The organism is Aliivibrio sp. S3MY1 (assembly GCF_028765575.1).
GTDB lineage: Bacteria > Pseudomonadota > Gammaproteobacteria > Enterobacterales > Vibrionaceae > Aliivibrio.
Genome location: NZ_JARACO010000011.1, coordinates 87,380 through 109,172, shown reverse-complemented (window position 1 = coordinate 109,172; position 21,793 = coordinate 87,380). Strand labels below are relative to the sequence as shown.

Annotated in this window: 21 protein-coding genes; 12 read left to right on the top strand and 9 right to left on the bottom strand. The window is 39.5% G+C overall.

The window, feature by feature from the left end:
• Window positions 1–145: 145 nt before the first annotated feature.
• Window positions 146–754 carry a YitT family protein gene (locus PVK62_RS09555; RefSeq protein ID WP_274443914.1) on the top strand — a complete coding sequence of 203 codons (609 nt, stop codon included), beginning with the start codon at window positions 146–148 and terminating at the stop codon, window positions 752–754.
• Between the two features lie 58 nt (window positions 755–812).
• Here the strand turns inward: PVK62_RS09555 and PVK62_RS09550 are convergent, their stop codons facing one another.
• From PVK62_RS09550 to gmhB, 8 genes are all read right to left on the bottom strand, one after another.
• A complete protein-coding gene (locus PVK62_RS09550; protein WP_274443915.1) occupies window positions 813–1,142 on the bottom strand; it encodes an MliC family protein in 330 nt (109 codons plus the stop codon).
• Between the two features lie 78 nt (window positions 1,143–1,220).
• The gene (locus tag PVK62_RS09545) at window positions 1,221–2,189 is read right to left on the bottom strand and encodes an ABC transporter ATP-binding protein (RefSeq protein ID WP_274443916.1); all 969 of its coding nucleotides are present in this window, start codon (window positions 2,187–2,189) and stop codon (window positions 1,221–1,223) included.
• Window positions 2,186–3,193 (bottom strand): ABC transporter ATP-binding protein, encoded by a 1,008-nt coding sequence (locus PVK62_RS09540; protein ID WP_274443917.1) that lies wholly within the window; start codon window positions 3,191–3,193, stop codon window positions 2,186–2,188. Before PVK62_RS09540 ends, PVK62_RS09545 begins: the two co-directional genes overlap by 4 nt.
• Before the next feature lie 76 nt (window positions 3,194–3,269).
• Window positions 3,270–5,108 (bottom strand): extracellular solute-binding protein, encoded by a 1,839-nt coding sequence (locus tag PVK62_RS09535; protein WP_274443918.1) that lies wholly within the window; start codon window positions 5,106–5,108, stop codon window positions 3,270–3,272.
• 80 nt (window positions 5,109–5,188) lie between these two features.
• Window positions 5,189–6,241, bottom strand: a complete 1,053-nt coding sequence (locus tag PVK62_RS09530; RefSeq protein ID WP_443111768.1) for an ABC transporter permease — start codon at window positions 6,239–6,241, stop codon at window positions 5,189–5,191.
• Window positions 6,242–6,243: 2 nt separating this feature from the next.
• Window positions 6,244–7,272: an ABC transporter permease subunit gene (locus PVK62_RS09525; RefSeq protein ID WP_130044718.1), complete on the bottom strand. Its 1,029-nt coding sequence runs from the start codon at window positions 7,270–7,272 to the stop codon at window positions 6,244–6,246.
• A gap of 260 nt (window positions 7,273–7,532) precedes the next feature.
• Window positions 7,533–7,700 (bottom strand): hypothetical protein, encoded by a 168-nt coding sequence (locus tag PVK62_RS09520; protein ID WP_274443919.1) that lies wholly within the window; start codon window positions 7,698–7,700, stop codon window positions 7,533–7,535.
• A gap of 223 nt (window positions 7,701–7,923) precedes the next feature.
• A complete protein-coding gene (gene gmhB, locus PVK62_RS09515; protein WP_045101430.1) occupies window positions 7,924–8,475 on the bottom strand; it encodes a D-glycero-beta-D-manno-heptose 1,7-bisphosphate 7-phosphatase in 552 nt (183 codons plus the stop codon).
• Window positions 8,476–8,729: 254 nt separating this feature from the next.
• Here gmhB and metN point away from each other — a divergent pair, with 254 nt between their 5' ends.
• The 8 genes from metN to PVK62_RS09475 all read left to right on the top strand — a co-directional run bounded on the left by metN (window position 8,730) and on the right by PVK62_RS09475 (window position 17,446).
• Entirely contained in the window at window positions 8,730–9,764 is a 1,035-nt protein-coding gene (metN, locus tag PVK62_RS09510) for a methionine ABC transporter ATP-binding protein MetN (RefSeq protein ID WP_274443920.1), read from the top strand.
• Window positions 9,754–10,431 carry a methionine ABC transporter permease gene (locus PVK62_RS09505; RefSeq protein WP_274443921.1) on the top strand — a complete coding sequence of 226 codons (678 nt, stop codon included), beginning with the start codon at window positions 9,754–9,756 and terminating at the stop codon, window positions 10,429–10,431. Before metN ends, PVK62_RS09505 begins: the two co-directional genes overlap by 11 nt.
• 41 nt (window positions 10,432–10,472) lie before the next feature.
• Window positions 10,473–11,282 carry a MetQ/NlpA family lipoprotein gene (locus PVK62_RS09500; protein ID WP_274443922.1) on the top strand — a complete coding sequence of 270 codons (810 nt, stop codon included), beginning with the start codon at window positions 10,473–10,475 and terminating at the stop codon, window positions 11,280–11,282.
• A gap of 94 nt (window positions 11,283–11,376) precedes the next feature.
• Window positions 11,377–12,075, top strand: a complete 699-nt coding sequence (gene tsaA, locus PVK62_RS09495) for a tRNA (N6-threonylcarbamoyladenosine(37)-N6)-methyltransferase TrmO (protein ID WP_274443923.1) — start codon at window positions 11,377–11,379, stop codon at window positions 12,073–12,075.
• A gap of 146 nt (window positions 12,076–12,221) precedes the next feature.
• Entirely contained in the window at window positions 12,222–13,937 is a 1,716-nt protein-coding gene (locus PVK62_RS09490; protein ID WP_274443924.1) for a proline--tRNA ligase, read from the top strand.
• Between the two features lie 155 nt (window positions 13,938–14,092).
• Window positions 14,093–14,299, top strand: a complete 207-nt coding sequence (locus PVK62_RS09485; RefSeq protein ID WP_274443925.1) for a YaeP family protein — start codon at window positions 14,093–14,095, stop codon at window positions 14,297–14,299.
• Window positions 14,299–14,487 carry a DUF4250 domain-containing protein gene (locus PVK62_RS09480; RefSeq protein ID WP_274443926.1) on the top strand — a complete coding sequence of 63 codons (189 nt, stop codon included), beginning with the start codon at window positions 14,299–14,301 and terminating at the stop codon, window positions 14,485–14,487. Before PVK62_RS09485 ends, PVK62_RS09480 begins: the two co-directional genes overlap by 1 nt.
• A 748-nt stretch (window positions 14,488–15,235) precedes the next feature.
• A complete protein-coding gene (locus tag PVK62_RS09475) occupies window positions 15,236–17,446 on the top strand; it encodes an immunoglobulin-like domain-containing protein (protein ID WP_274443927.1) in 2,211 nt (736 codons plus the stop codon).
• Between the two features lie 102 nt (window positions 17,447–17,548).
• Here PVK62_RS09475 and PVK62_RS09470 read toward each other — a convergent pair whose 3' ends face one another.
• Window positions 17,549–18,895 carry a sodium-dependent transporter gene (locus PVK62_RS09470; protein WP_443111767.1) on the bottom strand — a complete coding sequence of 449 codons (1,347 nt, stop codon included), beginning with the start codon at window positions 18,893–18,895 and terminating at the stop codon, window positions 17,549–17,551.
• A gap of 491 nt (window positions 18,896–19,386) precedes the next feature.
• On the opposite strand from PVK62_RS09470, the gene PVK62_RS09465 reads away from it, so the two are divergent.
• Genes PVK62_RS09465 through PVK62_RS09455 form a run of 3 tightly spaced genes read left to right on the top strand, consistent with a single transcriptional unit; the run spans window position 19,387 to window position 21,786 of the window.
• A complete protein-coding gene (locus PVK62_RS09465) occupies window positions 19,387–19,827 on the top strand; it encodes an ATP-dependent zinc protease family protein (protein WP_122035935.1) in 441 nt (146 codons plus the stop codon).
• Window positions 19,827–20,732, top strand: a complete 906-nt coding sequence (rimK, locus tag PVK62_RS09460; protein ID WP_274443929.1) for a 30S ribosomal protein S6--L-glutamate ligase — start codon at window positions 19,827–19,829, stop codon at window positions 20,730–20,732. The genes PVK62_RS09465 and rimK overlap by 1 nt, the downstream gene beginning before the upstream one ends.
• A complete protein-coding gene (locus tag PVK62_RS09455) occupies window positions 20,719–21,786 on the top strand; it encodes a succinylglutamate desuccinylase/aspartoacylase family protein (RefSeq protein ID WP_338000110.1) in 1,068 nt (355 codons plus the stop codon). The genes rimK and PVK62_RS09455 overlap by 14 nt, the downstream gene beginning before the upstream one ends.
• Window positions 21,787–21,793 lie beyond the last annotated feature (7 nt).

Here is a 21,793-nt window from a genome sequence, read left to right as displayed (position 1 = left end):
CAATAAGTGTCAATTTTTGACTTTACACGATGTAAAGACTTTATTACAAAAGCAATGCTATATTTACTCTCTAGTAATTGCATAAATTCAAATTCCAACTATTCTTGCGTCCATTATTTTATTGGTATTAAATAAATTTATCATTATGGAAAAAATAAAACACACACACAAGGAAGATGTTATTGCCATACTTACTGGCACCTTCTTAGTTTCTCAAGGTATCTTTTTTTTACAAGCCGCGAATCTACTAACTGGTGGTACAACAGGACTTGCGTTGTTAATTAGCCAAATGAGTAACATCAGTTTTGGTGTTCTTTACTTTTTATGTAATCTGCCTTTTTATGCACTTGCTTGGCAGCGCTTTGGGAAACGTTTTGCAGTAACCAGTTTAATCTCCGGCGCTCTTGTTTCTATCATGACTGACCATTTAAATATGGTAATTTCTGTCGACCATATCAATGATATTTACTGTGCTATTGCTGGTGGATTGTTGATGGGGTTAGGCATGCTGATTCTATTTAGACACCGCTCAAGCCTAGGTGGCTTCAATGTCTTATGTTTATTCATTCAAAAGAAGTTTGGTATCTCTGTCGGTAAAGTTCAAATGGCCATTGACTGTTGTATTTTAACTGCCTCATTCTTCTTTGTTACACCATGGCTACTTTTGGTTTCTATCTTAGGCGCTATTATTCTTAATATTGTATTAGAAATGAACCACAAACCAACTCGTTATATTGTTACTTACGGTTCTTAAATAGATTCTCTCTGATACAAAAATGCCCACGTATTATTTACATGGGCATTGTTACTAATTACTTTACAACAACACAATTGTTGAAAACAACAGGGCCAAGTTCTAACGTAGCTTCGTAACCTTTTCCAAGGAACTCAACTGCAGTACCAGAGTCCTCTATTAACTCAGAAGATACGTATCTCATTCCTGACGCTGTAACAGCATTTTTTAAAAGATATTCTTCCTTAGCTAAAGTTAACAGTGCGTCATCATTATTAAATGTAATATCAAAGTTTCTTCCAGCGTCACATTCATAATGTATTGGTTTTGCAGTCCCCATATCTGTCACGGTTGCTGATGAGCACCCACCAAGCACACCAAAAATAGCCAATACTAATAATCTCTTCATTACTCTTCAACCTGCTTTAATTTTAACTTTGTACCTATAGGATACAACAGAGACACGCAGGTGTTTCAAAAAAGATATTTATTTATATAAATGGCAAGCCACTTCATGCCCATTATCAGAAAGTTCGTGCCTTATCGGTTCTTTAGTGAAGCATTTTGCCTCTGCTTTTGGGCAACGAGTTGAAAAACGACATCCTTTGGGTGGATTAATCGGCGAAGGTACGTCTCCTTTTAAAAGGATCCGCTCCTTTCCTCTAAATTTAGGATGAGTCACAGGTATTGCTGAAAGTAAGGCTTCTGTATAAGGGTGCTTTGGCGAGTGATATAAGGTTTCCGAATCACCATATTCAACAATTTTACCTAAGTACATGACTGCTACTTTGTCAGAGATGTGCTTCACAACCGATAAATCATGAGCAATAAATATCAACGCTAAGTTCATCTCTTTTTGTAAATCGAGTAATAAATTCACTATCTGAGCTTGAACTGACACATCCAATGCAGACACTGATTCATCACACACGATTAATTTTGGTTTTAATGCGATGGCTCTTGCGATACCAATTCTTTGCTTTTGACCGCCCGAGAACTCATGAGGATAGCGCGTTGCTGCGCTCGCAGGTAAACCAACTTTAATCAGCAAGTCTTCCACCCATTGTTTGCGCTCCTCAACTGTCCCCACTCCATGAATAACAAAAGGCTCTTCTAGAATCATCTCTATTGTGTGTCTAGGATTCAGCGACTCGGTCGGATCTTGAAAAATAATCTGCATGTCTTGGCGAAGTGATCGCATCTCTTTATTATTAAGATGAGTAATATCCTGACCTTCAAAAAATATACGCCCTGCAGTTGGTTCAAATAACTTCAGAAGACTACGACCTAATGTACTTTTCCCACAACCAGATTCCCCCACAAGCCCAAGCGTTTCGCCTTTATTAACACTCAATGAAACCCCATCAACCGCATGAACTACATATCCCTTATTAAAGATCCCTTTTCCTGAATAAAAATACTGCTTAAGACCATCAATTTTTAATAATTCATTCATTTAACCACCTCATTATTGGCAATTAATTGATGAGTAAAATGGCAACTTACCTGATGTAATAAACCTACTTCACTTATGATTGGCACCTCAGTGTTACATATGTCTTGCTTGTATTTACAGCGTGTTGAAAATCGACAGCCTGCGGGCATTTCATGCAATGAAGGGACGGTTCCCTGAATGGTTTCAAGCTCTGTTTTTGGCTGTAAATTTAAACTCGGCATAGAAGACATCAGACCTTGTGTGTATGGGTGCTTGGGATTATCAAACAATTCAAAAATACCCGCTTGTTCTGCCACTCTCCCTGCATACATCACGACAACTTCATCACAAATCTCAGCCACCACGCCAAGATCATGAGTAATAAAAATAATCGACATACCCGTTTCATCTTGCAGCGTTTTCATTAACTCTAAAATCTGCGCCTGAATGGTGACATCTAATGCTGTCGTTGGCTCATCACAAATTAAAATGTCAGGTTCACATGCGAGGGCAATGGCGATCATGACACGCTGACGCATACCACCAGACAAATTATGGGGGTACTCATGAATCCGAGATCCCGGTGATGGGATGCCTACTTTTTCTAACATCTCTAAAGAATAGGCGAGACGCTGTTTTTTACCTAAATCAGGACGGTGAAGTTCTAATACTTCGTTAATCTGCTTTCCTATGGTATGCACGGGGTTAAGTGCCGTCATTGGATCTTGGAAGATCATGGAGATACGATTACCACGCATTTCATATAATTTATCAGGACTTAGCTGAACTAAATCCGTCTCATTATATAAAATTCGTCCCCCAACGACATTGCCATACGGCTTAGGTAATAAGCCCATAATAGACATCGATGTGACACTTTTCCCACAGCCTGATTCACCAACAATGCCAATGGTTTTTCCTTTTGGTATTTGAAAGCTAACACCATCTAACACTCTTACTGTGCCATCATCAGTTTGAAACTCCGTCACTAGATTTTCTACTGATAAAACAATCTTTCTATCCATATGCATCTTCACTGTTTTTATTAGTATGTTGTCACTAGGAGATCCCTCTCCTAGCCTTTACGTTACTTCGTTAAACTTATAGTTTGTAAGTGTCATCAATGATGGTCACAGGCTCAAAGGTTTTGCCTGATTTCATTGCTGCTTTGGTTTCTTTCTTCGCGCCGTCATCAATCCAGAAGGTGCTGAATGTTTGAGAGAATCCCCAACCGTGGAATAAATACCCAGTCTGTTTAGTGGCCATCTTTTCTGGCAGTTTCATCCAACGCCAATAACCTGCACGTGCGTATGGCACCATATAACCCGGTACAATCACGTTAGCATCCGCAATCACTTGTTGGATTTCACGGGAAAGCGCTTGTTTTTTCTCAATATCAAATTCATTTTTGAATGAGTCGATCAAACTATCTAGCTCTGGAGAGGTGAAATTAGTGAAATGGTTAGTTTGTGGTTTATTGGCATTATCTGAGTGGAAATATTCCCAATAAGCAGGAATGTCGCCTGTGCCCATATTATGGAAAGAGATATCGTGTTTTTTCTCAAGTACATATTTAAACATACTTGAGCCATCAATAAGATTCAGCTCAAGATCCAGCCCTGCCAATTTTGCCTGCTCTTTTAATACGGCAACACGAGGGGTGAAAGATTGCTGAGAATAAGTGACGGCAAAGCTTAGTCGCTCGCCCTTATCATTAATACGAATACCATCAGGGCCGACCTTAGTGAATCCCGCTTGCTCAAAATATTCGATGGCTTTTTTAGCATCAAACTTAGGCGCTTTAATCTCTGTATTGTCATAACCAATATGACCAAATCCCATGCCATTTGGCTTACGAGAATAATCCCCACGAAGGACTTTCTCTATCATCATGTCAAAGTCAGTCGCAAACATAATGCCTTTACGAACATTAATATCATCTAACATTGGTTTTGCCGTATTCAACCATAGCCCACCCGCTCCCACTGGCGCTTGGTTAAGCACCCATGCTTTTTGAATATAGCCACTTTGATAGTTTTTGCCGGAAGATTTTTCATGCCAAAGATCGGGACGAACCAAATCAAACGAATCCAAATTGCCTTTTTCAAAATGCTTTAGCGCAATATCAGCATCGCGGATCACCTTGATATTAATTTTTTCTACGTTGTAACGATGTTGGTTATACTTATTTTCATAACCCCACCAATCTTCACCTACGTGTTTAAAGGTAATATTTTTACCCTTTTTAATTTTATCAATATAGTAAGGTCCTGTGACAGGCTCTGGCTTGAAGTTGTATTTACGAACAAATTTATCATCAATACCATCGTTGTTTTTATCCACCTTTGGCTTACCATAAAAGTGTTCAGGTCGAGGCATTAAGTTAGTGTACTGAATCAATTCATCACGGTTACGAGCTTTGGCGGACACAACAGCTATCGTATTTTTATCAAAGGTAATGATGTCTGCAATTTCATTAGTAAAAAAGTCGTTATACCAAGGGGCAACAATGTCTGTTGAACGCATTAACTTAAGCATAAACTGATAATCATCCGCGGTGACAGGCTTACCATCACTCCATGTCGCTTTTGGGTTTAACTTAAAATAAACGGTTTTATTATCATCACCAAACGCCCATGACAGAGCTAACCCTGGAAGCCACTCTCCGCTATTAGGATGCTTAATCAATGGGAGTAAATTTGCCTCTAAAATCCACGCTCTAAAAGCCCCATTAGAGTCAGGTCCAACAGTTCGAAAAGTCTGTGGGAAACTTAACGTGTAGGTTCGATACGAGCCACCAAAGGTTGCTTCAGAAGAGGCGAATGTGAGTGCGGTGTCATTGGTTTGCCACTGTAGATTATCAGGCAATTCCGCTGAAAATACATAAGAGCTAAATAACGCAGTAGTGGATAGCGCTAATCTCGTGAGCTTTTTATTCATAGTTATCGATTCCTTTCTTTTTATTATCTCTATTTTCGATATGGCCTAGATCCCTGCTTTCCATCAACCTAGGTTAATACTTAAACGTATCGAGTATGTTTCTTTGGATCAAAGGCTTCTCGTATCCCTTCTCCAATAAAGGTCACCATAATTAATACCGTCACAATCGCAGTCACAACCGAGCTTGCTATCCATGGTGAATCTAAATTTGATTTTCCTTGTTGCAATAGCTCCCCCCAGCTTGGTGTCGGTGGCATTAAACCTAGCCCCAAATAATCCAAAGCAGTAAGAGCGGTGATATTTGCGACAATAGTAAATGGCGCCAAAGTAACAATCATAACCATGGTATTTGGCAAAATATGATGGAACAAAATTCGGCTATTGGATGCGCCGAGAGCTTTGGCTGCCACCACATATTCTCGGGCTTTTTCTTTATAGGTCATGGTTCGCATGTACCATGTCATTCCCATCCAGCCAAACATGACATTAATTAAGGTAAACAATATAAAGCTGGGCTTCATAATAGATACCAATATCATGATGACGTATAAGAAAGGCACCATAGACCAAATTTCAATAAAACGTTGGAAAAACAGATCGAACTTGCCACCAAAGAACCCCATCGCACAACCAACGGATACGCCAATGACATAGGATATTGCCAAGGTAATTAAGGCAAAGCCCATGGCAATCCGAAAGCCATAAACCAATCGCGACACAATATCTCGACCAATCGTATCGGTGCCTAAATAATGTTGTCCTTCAACACTTGGCTCTGTAGGAGGAAAATCCCCTGAAAAATCTTGCTCATAAGGATTCCATGGAACAATAGGCATAATAACAAAGTTACCCTGCTCTTCTTGTTCAAACTTAATTTTCAACTCTCTGTAATTAGTTTCATGGACATAATCTAAACCAAAGATCTCTCCAGATTTTATGTCACCATAGGTTGGAAAATGCCACTCTCCTTGATAACTCACCAATAATGCTCTGCTATTAACGAACACTTCCGCAAAGATAGAAAGCATCAGTAATAAAGACAAAATAAGAAATGACCAATAACCTCGTTTTATCGCCTTAAAACGTTGAACTTTCTTTTGCGTCAGTGGACTTAACTTTAATATCGACGTCATAATTAAGCTCCAAACTTCACGCGTGGATCAACCACTGCAACACACACATCAGACAAAATATTGCCTAGCATCAGCATCATGGCATTAATGGCAAACAACCCCATAACGACTGGGTAATCTCGCTCCATAATCGCTTCGTAACCGAGCAAGCCAATGCCATCAATATTGAAAATAACCTCGATGAGAAATGAACCCGTCATAAAAAACATCAGTGAATTACCAAAGTGACTCGCAACAGGGATCAAACTATTACGTAAGGCGTGTTTACGAACGGCTTTTCTAAATGGCAAGCCTTTAGCGATGGCGGTACGAACATAATCCGCCGCTAAGTTTTCCATTAAGTTATTCTTCATGGTCATCGTAAGTAGAGCAAAATCACCGATGAGATAACAAAATAGAGGTAATACGGCATGCCACATAATGTCTTTTATTTGTTCAAAAGCGCCGAAATCATCAAAGTCATCGCCAACAAAGCCACCCATTGGAAACCATTCCAGTTGATAGCTAAACAAACTAATTAAGAACACACCAATGACGTAACCTGGCAAAGCAAAACCAACAAAAATAGCAATGGAAGAGGTGGAATCAAGAATGGAGCCATGCTTTAACGCTTTTAAATAACCGAGAGGAATGGAAATAAGATAGCTGAGTAGGAAGGTCATTCCCCCATAAAAGAGGGAAACAGGTAAGCGCTCAGCAATCATATCCCATACAGGTTCGTAATAACGGGTCGATTCACCAAGATCGAGAACCACTAATTTTGTTAACCAATCATAATAGGCTTCAAAAACAGGCTTATCTAAACCATAAAACGCATTAAGCTCGGCAATTTGATCTTCTGATAAGGCATTATTTCCATCAGTTACACTGCTTGTTCCACCCGTTTCAGCGCTTCCCTGCATTTGTAAGCTCAGAAGCATACGCTCTACAGGGCCTCCGGGAACAAAACGCGTTAACGCAAAAATAAGTAAGGTAATACCAATAAAGGTTGGGACAACCAATAAAAGTCGTCTAAGTAGGTAAGATATCATCCGTGACTATTGCTCCAAATCCAATCTGCAGACTCCGCTGCATTTGTTTTTTATAATAATTTTATTAACTTAGCTCAATAGTATGCCAACTACAATCCGCTCTATTGAGAGTGTAAGCGAGTTAACAGTTTGCAGAATAGTAAGGAGATTAGAAAGAGAAAGACAAGAATTTGACACTTTTATTAAGAAAGTGTCATAAAATAAACCTCTTTGGATTAGATTATCTACTAATATAAAAGAGAAATATTAAAGCAAGAAAATTACTGAAAAGGGATCTCACTCAAATGAGAAAGGATTTCTTGTTGTTGTTCATCCGTTAATAAATCCCATGTATTCACCGTCTCATCTACGGGCATTTTTTGATGACATAATGCCTTTGGCTGATCATTACCTAAAAGCAGATTTGAACTTTTATCAACGTTATTCATAACTACCACCTTAGTTTACAACTCTACTCATTGAGTCATTTAAAATCCATTTACATAATTAACTTTAAGTAACTTTCTATAATAAAGATACACTCTTTATCTCTTAAAAGTAAGACGGAAAGAAAAAGCCACTTTAAAACAACGTAATAACATAAAAAAACGCCTACAGACTTCTCTATAGGCGCTTAATTACATTCTATTTTCTGGCTCACTTAGTAAAAAACTAAGCAAACAGAAACTTAGGCACATCCGCAATACTATCAAGAACCGTTGTTGCTAACGCTTCGCCTTCTTCGGTTACTGGCTTACCAGTGCGAACAAGAATACGAGTACCAACACCCGCCGCTTGTGCTGCCATCATGTCTTCTTTCTTATCACCAATCATCACAGAGTTTTCCATGTCGATATCTAAGAACGTTTGAGCAGAAATAAACATGCCAGGATTTGGTTTACGGCAATCACACACTTCTTTGTATTGCTCTACTGTTGCTTCTGGGTGGTGTGGGCAGTAATAGATACCATCAAAGTCGATGTCGTTTTCAGCAAAGTTCCAATCCATCCACTCTGTTAGCGTTTCAAATTGCTCTTCTGTAAACATGCCACGAGCAATGCCTGATTGGTTTGTTACCAATACCAGTAGGTAACCCATGTCTTTGCATTTTTTAACAGCATTAAATACACCATCAATGTATTCAAAGTCATCACGCTTATGAACATAGCCACGATCAACGTTAATCACGCCGTCTCTATCAAGAAATACTGCTGGTTTAGACAAGGTGAAACCCTCTATATAATCAAATCGGTTAATAAAAAATTATCGCACGCTTTTGCTTTCTTAGCATCTTATTTATACGTTTAGCCGTCTAGACGTAAAAATACCTATTGACTTAAATCAATATCCGAAATAGCATCAGTAGAATATAAAAAATGAGAGATCGCTCAGATTTTTTAACCTTGGTTATCTTTCTATTTACACTGGCTTTCTATTTACATTAGCTCCCTATTTAAAAATGCAGTTCAAGGCGAATCATGATTGAAATAAACCGCGTTAATAAGGTGTTTTATCAAGGTGCAAAGGAAATTAATGCCCTTAAAGATATTAACCTACATATTGCCCAAGGCACCATCTTTGGTGTGATTGGCTCATCAGGTGCAGGGAAAAGCACACTGATACGCTGTGTAAACATGCTAGAGAAGCCAACAAATGGTGAAGTTATTGTTGATGGTGTTGATTTAACAAAACTCTCTTCAAGCGAATTAAGTAAAGCTCGTCGTAATATAGGGATGATCTTCCAACACTTTAACCTTCTTGCTTCACGAACTGTATTTGAAAACGTCGCTCTACCTTTAGAGTTAGCGGGTAAATCAAAACAAGATATTAAAAAGAAAGTAAGTGAGCTACTCGATCTTGTTGGCTTGTCTGACAAACACAATACCTACCCTGCGAATTTAAGTGGTGGGCAAAAACAACGTGTCGCCATTGCTCGTGCACTTTCAACGGATCCAAAAGTATTGCTTTGCGATGAGGCTACCAGTGCGCTTGATCCTGCAACAACAAAATCGATTTTAGAGCTGATTAAAGATCTAAACCGTAAATTAAACATCACGATTTTAATCATCACTCATGAAATGGAAGTGGTAAAAAGCATTTGTCATGAAGTGGCGATTATCGGTGGTGGTGAATTGGTTGAAAAAGGCATTGTAAGTGACATTTTTGCTCACCCTAAGACCAAGCTTGCACAAGAGTTTATTCGTGCAACATTAGATTTATCAATTCCTGATGATTTCAAATCTCGTCTACAAGAAACCTATGTAGATGGCAGTTACCCTCTTATTCGTTTGGAATTTACTGGTGCCAGTGTTGATGCCCCTGTTATTAGCCAAATCTCTCGCGAATTTGATATTGATATCAGCATATTAAACGCAGATATTGATTATGCAGGCGGCGTTAAATTTGGCCTTATGCTAGCGGAATTTTTTGGTAACCCTGAATCAACAGAGCAAGCAATTGCATTCTTACGCAATCACCACGTAAAAGTAGAGGTATTAGGTTATGTCATTTGATGTGATTTCTGCATGGCTTGATTTAAACAGCAAGCTGTTAGTAAACGCAACGGGCGAAACCCTTTATATGGTTGTGGTTGCTGGTATTGTTGGTTTTGCTATTGGGATCCCTCTTGGTGTTGTTTTACATATCACCAAAAAAGGCGGCTTAATGGAAAATACTGCATTTAACAGTGTGCTTGGTGCGATTGTAAACGTTGGTCGTTCAGTGCCTTTCTTGGTTCTAATGGTTGCCATTATTCCAGTAACAAAACTGATTGTGGGCAGCTTTATTGGTACGACAGCGGCAATCGTCCCACTGACTATTGGCGCAATCCCATTTGTGGCTCGTTTAATTGAAGGCGCATTAATTGAAGTACCAAGTGGCTTAGTTGAAGCGGCACAATCTATGGGCGCAACACCGCTACAAATTATTACTAAAGTATTGCTTCCTGAAGCACTACCTACAATCTTAAATACAGTAACTATCACTCTAGTAACGTTAGTTAGCTACTCGGCAATGGCAGGTACGGTTGGCGGTGGCGGCTTAGGTGATGTTGCTATTCGATATGGTTTCCACCGTTATGATTTAACCATCATGACGGTGACGGTTGTAATGCTGATTGTTTTAGTGCAAATCATTCAATCTGTAGGTGACGCTTTAGTTAAGAAAGTTGATCATCGTTAATCTAATTTTTATATATGGAATTCATTTTTAAGGAGTAAATAATGAAATTGAACCTAAAAACACTAGCAGCTGCTGCTGGCCTAGCATCAGCACTCATTCTAACTGGCTGTGGCCAAGAAGAAGTAAACACAAACCTAATTAAAGTAGGTGTAATGGCAGGTGCTGAAGCGCAAGTAGCAGAAGTAGCCGCTAAAGTTGCAAAAGAGCAATACGGTCTTGATGTTGAGCTAGTGACATTTACCGATTACGTAACACCAAACGCAGCGTTGGATGATGGTTCTATCGACCTAAATGCATTCCAACACAAGCCATACCTTGAGCAACAAGTGGCTGATCGCGGTTACAAAATTGAAATCGCTGGTAATTCATTTGTTTACCCAATTGCTGGTTACTCTAAGCAAGTAACTTCGGTTGACCAAATTGAAGACGGTGCACGTATTGCAGTACCAAACGATCCAACTAACCTTGGTCGTTCTTTACTTCTTCTTCAAGAACAAGGTCTAATCACATTACGTGATGGTTCAGGTCTTGCTGCAACGGTTCGTGATATTACAGCTAACCCTAAAAACATCACTATTGTAGAGCTAGATGCTGCACAACTTCCTCGTTCTCTTGATGACGTTGCTCTATCTGTAATCAACACAACTTACGCAAGTAGCCTGAATCTTACACCAGAGAAAGACGGCATCTTTGTTGAAGATAAAGAGTCTCCATACGTAAACTTAATTGTTGGCCGTACTGATAACGTAAATACTGATAATGTAAAAACGTTTATTAAAGCGTACCAATCAGATGAAGTTTACCAAGCTGCTCTAAAAATATTTAAAGGCGGCGTAGTTAAAGGTTGGTAATCTCTTCTTTTAGCAAGTAGCCCTATAAAAGGTTGACGTGAGAGCGTCAACCTTTTTTAATGTCTAAAGATTATTATTCATAAAGAATACTTCAATGACTTATCACATCGATCCTGTTGCTTTTATCCAATCACCTTACAAAGAAAAGTTTGCGGTTCCTCGTCAGCCTCGCTTAGCGCCTAGTGCCACATCTCGCCTAAAACTGGTGGGCGATGCTAATTCACCAGAAGCGGTTCGTGGAATTGAGCAGTTCTCTCATTTATGGCTTCTTTTCTTATTTGATCAAAATCTCGATGCGGGATGGAGACCAACGGTTCGTCCACCACGTTTAGGTGGCAACGAACGTATTGGTGTTTTTGCTTCACGAGCGACTTTTCGCCCTAATGGCATTGGTATGTCTGCGGTTGAATTAAAAGGCGTTGTTCAAGAAGGCAATCAAACCTATTTAGAATTGGGCAGCGTTGATTTGGTGGACAACACGCCAATCATAGACATTAAACCTTATATCCCCTATTCCGATTCTATTCCTGATGCTCTCGGTGGCTTTGCCGAAAAAGAACCCGATGTTCTTAATGTGTATTTATCAATAGAAGCCCAAAAATCACTTAGCTCACACCCACAAAAAACACATATTGAAACCGTGATAAAAGAAGTGCTTGGGCAAGATCCTCGTCCTGCCTACAAAAAAGGAAAAGCAGATACTAAGGAATACGCGGTAAATTTGTTTGATTTGAACGTAAAATTCACTGTAGATAGCAATTCGATCACGGTAACTGCAATTGATCGCTTTTGAGATCGCTTTTAGGCTGATATCATAGAGGGCTTAATTTTAGATTTGAGCTAATTCTTTACAAGCATACTCAAACTAAGATTAAACTCTCGATTTAACTGTTTAAATCGAGTTATTCCAATATTCATAACTAACAAATGGATGAAAACATGCGCACTAGCAAATACCTTCTTTCAACACTGAAGGAGACTCCAAACGACGCAGAAGTAGTGAGCCACCAGCTCATGCTACGTGCAGGTATGATCCGCCGTCTAGCTTCAGGTTTATATACTTGGCTACCGACAGGTCTACGTGTATTGCGTAAAGTCGAAAATATCGTTCGTCAAGAGATCGACAATGCAGGTGCAATCGAAACTTTGATGCCCGTAGTTCAACCGTTTGAGCTTTGGGAAGAGACAGGCCGTTCTGAAAAGATGGGTCCTGAACTACTTCGCTTTACTGACCGTCATGTTCGTCCGTTTGTACTTAGCCCAACAGCAGAAGAGGTTATCACTAGCCTTGTTCGTAACGAAGTTAACTCTTACAAACAACTTCCGCTAAACCTATACCAAATTCAGACTAAATTCCGTGATGAACGTCGTCCACGCTTTGGCGTAATGCGTGCACGTGAATTCTGCATGATGGATGCGTACAGCTTTGATATCGACAAAGAAGGCTTGCAAAAGTCTTACGATGCAATGCACGATGCTTACTGTAAAGCATTTGACCGTATGGGTCTTGAATACCGTCCAGTATTGGCTGACTCAGGCGCTATCGGCGGCAGTGGTTCTCAAGAGTTCCACGTACTTGCAGAAAGCGGCGAAGATTTGATCGCATTCTCAACAGACTCTGATTACGCAGCTAACATCGAAAAAGCAGAAGCTCTAGCACCGACAACTGAACGTGCTGCTCCTACTCAAGAGATGACAACGGTTGATACACCAAACGCAAAAACAATTGCTGAATTGGTTGAGCAACACGGTATCGCGATTGAAAAAACAGTAAAAACATTATTTGTTAAAGCATCTGATGAAGTTGACGCTGAGATCATCGCACTTATTATCCGTGGTGATCACGAACTTAACGAAGTTAAAGCAGAAAATCTTCCACAAGTGTTATCTCCACTAGAAATGGCAGATGAAGCACAACTTCGTGACCTAATCGGTGCTGGTGCTGGTTCTCTTGGCCCTGTTGGCCTAGAACTGCCATTCATCGTTGACCGCTCTGTTGCTGTAATGAGTGACTTTGGTACAGGTGCAAACATCGATGGTAAGCACTTCTTTGGTGTTAACTGGGATCGTGATGTACAGCTTGGTCAAGTTGAAGATCTACGTAACGTGGTTGAAGGCGATCTAAGCCCATGTGGTCAAGGTACTCTACAACTGAAACGCGGTATCGAAGTCGGTCATATCTTCCAATTAGGTACAGCCTACTCAGAAGCAATGAACTGTGGCGTGCTTGATGCTAACGGTAAAAACTCTATCCTTGAGATGGGTTGTTACGGTATCGGTGTTTCACGTGTTGTTGCCTCAGCTATTGAACAAAATAATGACGAATACGGTATTGTATGGCCAGAAGCGCTTGCACCATTTACGGTTGCTATCGTACCGATGAACATGTACAAATCTGATCGCGTTAAAGAAGCGGCAGAAAAACTGTATGCCGAATTAACAGCGATGGGTATCGACGTTCTATTTGATGATCGTAAAGAGCGCCCAGGTGTTATGTTCAAAGATATCGAACTTATCGGTATTCCACATACCGTTGTGATCGGCGATCGCAGCATGGACGAAGGTAACTTTGAATATAAGAACCGTCGTGCAAATACAAAAGAAGTAGTAGATATTGCAAACATCATTGAGCACATTAAAGCTCAATTAAGCTAATTTCAATTACCATAAATACAGATTAAGCCAAGTCCCAAGACTTGGCTTTTTTGTATCTAAATCAATAGATTTATAATTAATTTTGTTTGAGTTTGGTATTACAAATAGCTCAGTGTAAACTTCATAACAGTTATCATTTTAAAATGGAAAGTCTAATGAAAGTATATGATTGTTGTGAGATGATTCGTGAGCTATATTCATTAATTGGTAGTGGCGATCAGGGCTATATCCCTCAAGCGATTACTTGTGCAATTAAATCATTAAATGATATTGCCGCTGACGAAGCTCTTCCAAAAGCAACTCGTGAAAAAGCTGCATTTGCCGCTGCAAATTTATTAATTTCTGATTTTGAGGATGAGTAATGACACCTGAAAAGATGGCTTCAATGGATCCTGTCATGCTAATGAGCATAGTTAACATGAAGATCCGTGATGAATTTGGTGATCTAAATAGCTACGTTAAATTCTATGAATTAGATAAAGAAGCTTTAATCCAAAAGATGGCTAATGCTGGGTTTGATTACCTAGAAGAAGCAAAGCAATTTAGATAATACCTATGCATTAATGCCATTGGTATAACGCCTAATAAAGGAGAAGAGCTAACCATGCCTTCTCCTTTTTATTTCCTATGACAAAATAAATGACTAAATATTTATATCTATGAGTATAAAACCTCACTCAATCACACATCCTCCCCCTCTTTCAAACACACAAATCCATTTATTTTTATCTGTATCCTTTATTGAAAACAATCAAAGACGCCTAAATAACGGACAATGTTTTTTTGATATTAGTTCCATTATTGCTGCTCGCGTTGACTAGAAAAAAAATCGTGTAAATAAAATGATAATAAAATACGTCGTACTTGTTTGTTTCGAACAAATATCAAACACACTTAGAAAGCACTAAAATTAAACTCAGTCAAATCACTCGATCAAAAAATGAGATCTTAATTCAGGTGACAAACCGTCTTAAAATTAATGTAAAAGCTCTAAAATAATTTTTCCATTTTCCTCTTGATCATATTTATTCATTTTTAAAACCTTAACAAAAAACAATAAAAACAAACAAAATCAATAATATAACCTAACATGTATGTTTTGTGACATGCAGCAAAGCTCGGTAATAATGCATCTTTTTTTTTGATTTTTGTTTGGTTACATTTTGTTACACTTATAGTGTCACTGATTTGAGAATTCACTGGTAAATTTCACTCCATCAGCAAGGAGCTAGAAAACAAAATGTTACATTTAAGTAACATTGGTTCTGGCCTTAATTCTTTAAAGTGAATAAATAAACATGACATTACTAACAAAAAAAATAAAACTTAATGCAATCGCTTTAGCCCTATTTGGTGCAGGTTTCTCAGTTCAAGCTCAAACAAACAACGATATGGTTAACCCAGAAGGTGGTGTTGTTGTGGGTTACTGGCATAACTGGTGTGATGGCCGCGGTTATCAAGCAGGTAATGCACCATGTATGACACTAAAAGAAACCGACCCAATGTACAACGTGGTTGATGTGTCATTCATGAAAGTATATGACACAGCAGAAGGCCGCATTCCAACTTTCCGTCTTGACCCAGCAGTAGGTCTGACTGAAGCTGAATTCATCGACCAAATTAAAGAGCTAAATGCACAAGGTCGTTCAGTATTGATCGCTCTTGGTGGTGCAGATGCACACATCGAATTAAAACGTGGCGATGAAGTTGCTTTTGCTGAAGAAGTAATCCGCTTAGTAGAAGTATACGGTTTTGATGGTCTAGATATCGATTTAGAGCAAGCAGCCGTTACTGCAGCAGACAACCAATGGGTAATCCCTGAAGCATTAAAAATAGTTAAAGATCATTACCGTGCACAAGGTAAAAACTTCTTAATTACAATGGCTCCTGAGTTCCCATACCTGAAAAGTGGTGACAAATACGTTCCATACCTTGAGCGTCTAGAAGGTTACTACGACTGGATCAATCCACAATTCTACAACCAAGGTGGTGACGGTATTTGGGTTGACGAAGAAAACGCATGGATCACTCAAAACAATGATGCAATGAAAGAGAAGTTCATCTACTACATCTCTGATTCATTAATCAATGGTACTCGTGGTTTCCACAAGATCCCTCACGACAAATTAGTTTTTGGTATTCCAACAAATAACGATGCCGCTGCAACAGGTTTTGTAAAGGAGCCTCAAGCACTATATAACGCCTTTGATGCACTGAAAAAACAAGGTCAACCACTGCGCGGTGTAATGACATGGTCAATCAACTGGGATATCGGTACAGACTCAGCGGGTACACCATATAACAGCAGCTTTATCAATGCTTACGGCCCATATATTCATAGCCAAACAACACCGCCACCAGTAGCTGGTAAGCCTGTATTCACTGGTCTAACTGATGTTCGTGTTCAACACGGTACAGCATTTAACCCATTAGCTGGCGTTAAAGCAATGGATAAAGAAGACGGTGACGTATCTGCATCTATCCTTGTTGAAGGTTCAGTAAATACTCATGTTCTTGGTGATAACGTTCTTACTTACAGCGTAATTGACTCTGACGGTAACGAAACAAAACAAGCGCGTAATGTAGAAGTGTACAGCGCATTACCTGAGTTTTCTGGTGTAGCAAACACAACCGTAAAAATTGGCACAACGTTCAACGCTCTAGCAGGCGTAAAAGCAACAGATGCTGAAGATGGTGATCTAACCTCTACTATTAACCTTGAAGGTTCTGTTGACACTACGATTGCTGGTAAATACACATTAACGTACTCTGTAAAAGACAGTGCAAACCAAACAGTAACAGTAACACGCACTGTAACGGTAAATGATGGTTCACAAGTTTGTGTTACCTCTTGGAAAGCAGATCAAGTATACCTAGCTGATGAGACAACAACTCACAATGGCAAAACATGGCAAGCAGGTTGGTGGACTCAAGGTGATGAGCCGGGAAGCACTGGTGAATGGGGTGTATGGAAAAAAATCGGTGATAGCGACTGTGGCGGTGTAACACCAGAACCAGACGTTGAATTAAACGCTAAAGTGACCGATCTTAAAAACGAGTACTCTGTAGCAGATTCTTCAGCAACAGTAACGTTTACAGTAACAACAAATGAAATGGCGTCTATTAACCTTGATGTTATTGACCGTTTTGGCAGCCCAGTAACGACTTACTCTGCATCAGTTAACGGCACAGAAGCTGTATCTTTAAAACTGGCAAATATTGAAGAAGGTTATTACTCTATGCGTCTAATCGCATCAAACGATGATGATTCAGTGGAAGCGCGTTACAGCTTTAACCTTGTTGCTGAAGATACATCTACGCCAACACCACCACCAAGTGATGTTCCTGCGTACGAAGCGGGTGTAAATTACTCCGCGGGCGATAAAGTATTAGCAACAGACGGTGATGTTTACCAATGTAAGCCTTGGCCTTACACTGCATGGTGTTCAAGCTCTGCTTACGCACCAGCAGAAAGCCAATTCTGGGCTGATGCTTGGGATAAACTATAATTGTTTATCATTGGATGAATAATCCACAACAATAAAAATAAGAAGCCAGCATTAATATGCTGGCTTTTTTATGCCTGATAGAAAAGCTATCACATCATTAATTTAAAACGATGCCCATAAAACAGTGATAACTAAAATAGGACACACAAATTTCACATATAAAGGCCAAATTTTACCAAAGAAACCTTGTTGAAATTCAGGATACCCTTGCTCAAGTTCTTTAATTTTAGAATGACGACTCCATACCCAGCCACCAAACACGCAGAACAATAATGCCGCAACAGGTTGTAAATATTGAGTCGCAATCATTGCTACCAAACCAAATAGCTCACCAAAATTAAATACAATTATCACACTGAACACAGCAATCAAAGCACCTAAAACCCAACTTGTTGGCGTTCTTTTTGTTTTGAATCGCTCACTCACTAAAGAGACTGAACACTCAAGCATTGAGATTGAAGACGTTAATGCTGCAATCGTTAATAGTAAGAAGAAAACAATCGAAAACAGATCACCAAACAATCCTAAGCTATCAAACATCATTGGTAATACGGTAAATACCAAAGTATCAGAACTAATTAATGACCCATCTTCTGCATAGATTTGAACGCCCTTGTCCATTGCAACAAACATTGCAGGCATCACCACTAGTCCAGCAATAAATGCCACAGCCGTATCCACTAAAGTAACGTTCATTGCCATCTTAGGGAGGTTCTCTTTTTTACTTAAATAAGACCCATAAATCAGCATTGAACAACCACCAATGGTTAACGAGAAAAAGCCTTGTCCCATCGCAGCTAAGATCAATTTTTTATCCATTACCTTTTCAAAATCAGGGATAAGATAATGCTTTAATCCTTCAACCGCGCCTTGTTGCATCATGATATAAACAAACAATAAGCCAAATAAAACAAACAAAGCAGGCATTAAACGAGTTGACCATTTCTCAATACCGTCTTTAATTCCACCTTGTACGATTAGAATAGTTAATACATAAAAGATTATCGTACCCAGTAAATTACGTTCAATACTGAAGCCTTTAAACCATTCAGAAAGATCATGCAATCCAACAACATTTACCATTGCACCAAGCAAGAAACAAATTAACCATCCGCCAACAATGCTATAGAACATCAACACTGCACTCGGGACACTCAAACCAATCCAACCAACAAAAGCACCTACCCGCTTCCCTATTAGGTTAGAAGTTAATGAACGCATACTATCGACTGGGTTCGCTTGGCCATGACGACCAATCGCCATTTCAACAACTAGCATAGGAAAGGCCACCACAAGGATCATGATAAGATAAACCAATAAGAAAGCCCCACCGCCATTGCTAGCCGCTTGAGTAGGGAATCCCCAAATATTGCCTAACCCAACAGCCGCACCTGCCGCCGCTAATATAAAACCTATACGTGAACTAAAACTTTCTCTATTATTGGTCATCTTCTGTATCACCACACTAGTACAATGTAGGCATAATAACTTCACTAATAATTAAACACCAGTTTTAAATCTCTAATTAACTCATTTATTTACGTAACAAACAAAAAGCTACAAGCTTCTACTTTGTCACTGCAAATAAGCGATATTATATCTGTTCATTATTTATCAATAAAAGTGGCATCGAGGGGCTCTTTTTTTAAACAAAACGAACAATTTCACATAATCTATTAAAAACAAAAACCATTAGAAAAAATAATAACAAAAGCGTCAAAATTATAATCTATTTTTTATTTGACGAAATTAAAAACTACTGATAAATTCGCCCTCATTGAGTCACGGTGTACACATCCTATAACACCTCTCTACTTACTCCACCAAACTCCAGACTACTGAGTGACACACTCAGACAATTAGATGGTAGCCAAATGGGTTAGATATCCGCAGAGTATTAACTATACTTAATGTGGATTTTTTCTATTTGAGACAAATTAATGACAGATAAAATCATTGTCGGATGGCGCGAATCACTTAGCCTTCCAGAACTTGGTATTAAATTAATTAAGGCAAAAGTTGACACTGGCGCCAAAACTTCTTGCTTGCATGCTTTTAAAGTAGAGCCCTTCACAAAGGATGGTGAAGACTGGGTTCGCTTCTGGATTCATCCAGAAAAACGTAATAACGATTTCGTGCAAATTTGTGAAGCACCAATCGTCGACCGCCGAAAAGTAAAAAGCTCAAGCGGTCAAGAAGAACTACGCTACGTAATTAAAACAATGATCCGAATCTCAGGCCAAGAGTGGCCAGTTGAAATTACATTAAGTAACCGAGAAACAATGGTGTTTCGTATGTTACTGGGAAGAACAGCAATGCAAGATCGTATTGTTGTAGATCCATCGTCGTCTTACCTTGTTGATTTTGAGGAAACTGTATAATGAAAATAGGTATTTTATCGCGCAACCAATCTCTTTACTCTACTAGCCGTTTAATTGAAGCTGCTGAAAGTCGTGGACACGAAGTAAAAGTAATTGATGCGTTACGTTGTTATATGAATATCAATTCAGAAAAACCTCAGATCCACTTTAAAGGTGAAGAGCTTGTTGATTTCGATGCAATTATCCCTCGTATTGGTGCATCAGTAACGTTCTACGGAACAGCAGTATTACGTCAATTTGAAATGATGGGTGTATACCCTGTAAATGAATCAGTTGCGATCACTCGCTCTCGTGACAAACTGCGTTCAATGCAATTACTTTCTCGTAAAGGTATTGGTATGCCGATTACAGGCTTCGCAAGCAAGCCTGATGACGTTAAAGACCTATTAGACATGGTTGGTGGTGCACCAGTTGTGATCAAGCTCTTAGAAGGCACTCAAGGTATTGGTGTTGTTCTTGCAGAAACGCGTAAAGCAGCAGAAAGTGTTGTTGAAGCATTCATGGGCTTAAAAGCGAACATCATGGTTCAAGAGTTCATCAAAGAAGCTGGCGGTGCAGATATCCGTTGTTTCGTTATTGATGGCAAAGTAATTGCGGCTATGAAACGTCAAGGTGCAGAAGGCGAATTCCGCTCTAACCTACACCGTGGTGGTTCAGCATCACTGGTTAAACTGACTCCTGAAGAGCGTAAGACAGCGGTAGCTGCTGCAAATATCATGGGGCTAAATGTTGCAGGTGTAGATCTACTTCGCTCTGAGCGTGGTCCACTGGTTATGGAAGTGAACTCTTCTCCGGGCTTAGAAGGCATCGAAAAAGCAACTGGTAAAGACGTTGCTGGCCTAATTATTGATTTTATTGAAAAAACTGCAGCGACTAAAAGGACTAAAACTCGTGGCAAAGGCTAAAAGAAATCAAGCGTTTGAAATACTAACGCACTCGGTTGCACCTGGTGAAAGAAAGGTAATTGAGATTGAAGCCGCTAAGCTTTATACGCACTCACCTCTATCGATCCCAGTAGAGATCATTAATGGCCAGCATGCTGGCCCAATCCTGATGGTAAATGCTGCCATTCATGGTGATGAACTTAATGGTGTTGAAATTGTACGTCAATTAATCAATAACATTGATCCGAAGAAACTAAAAGGCACATTAATTGCTGTGCCTATTGTTAACGTCTTTGGTTTCATTCATAAATCACGCTATCTTCCGGATCGTCGTGATTTAAACCGTTGTTTCCCTGGTTCTGAAAAAGGGTCTTTGGCATCTCGCATGGCAAATACCTTCTTCACGCAGATAGCACAACGTTGTGATTACATTGTTGATTTACATACAGGTGCTATTCACCGAACGAACTTACCTCAAATTAGAGCTGATTTAAGTAATCCTGAAACGTTACGAATTGCACACGCTTTCGGCACGCCAGTGATTGTGGATTCACCTCTTCGAGATGGTTCTCTTCGTAGTGAAGCTGAAAAATGTGAGATCCCGGTATTAACGTATGAGGCAGGTGAAGCATTACGCTTTGAGCCGATCGCTATTAATGCGGGTTATGTAGGTGTACAACGAGTGATGCAAGCTATTGGTATGCTAAAAGCAAGCAGAAAACGCTTGCCTGAGGCCATCATTGCTAAATCAACAAGTTGGTTACGCGCAGAAAGCGACGGTATTTTGCGTACCGTTGTAACTCTGGGTGAACAAGTTGAGAAAGATCAAGTTTTGGCTTATATCAGCGCACCATTAGGCCACAGTGAAATCGAACTTCGTGCTCATAAAGGCGGTATCGTTATAGGTCAACAAACCTTACCTTTAGTTAATGAAGGTGATGCTGTTTTCCATCTAGCTTACTTTACCGAAGACGATGAAATGGTTGGTCAAACGGTTGAAACGTATATCGATGAAATTATCGAAGCGGATACCGACCAATTAACTAACGGTCAAATCACGACATCTACTCTTTAGTTTTTCT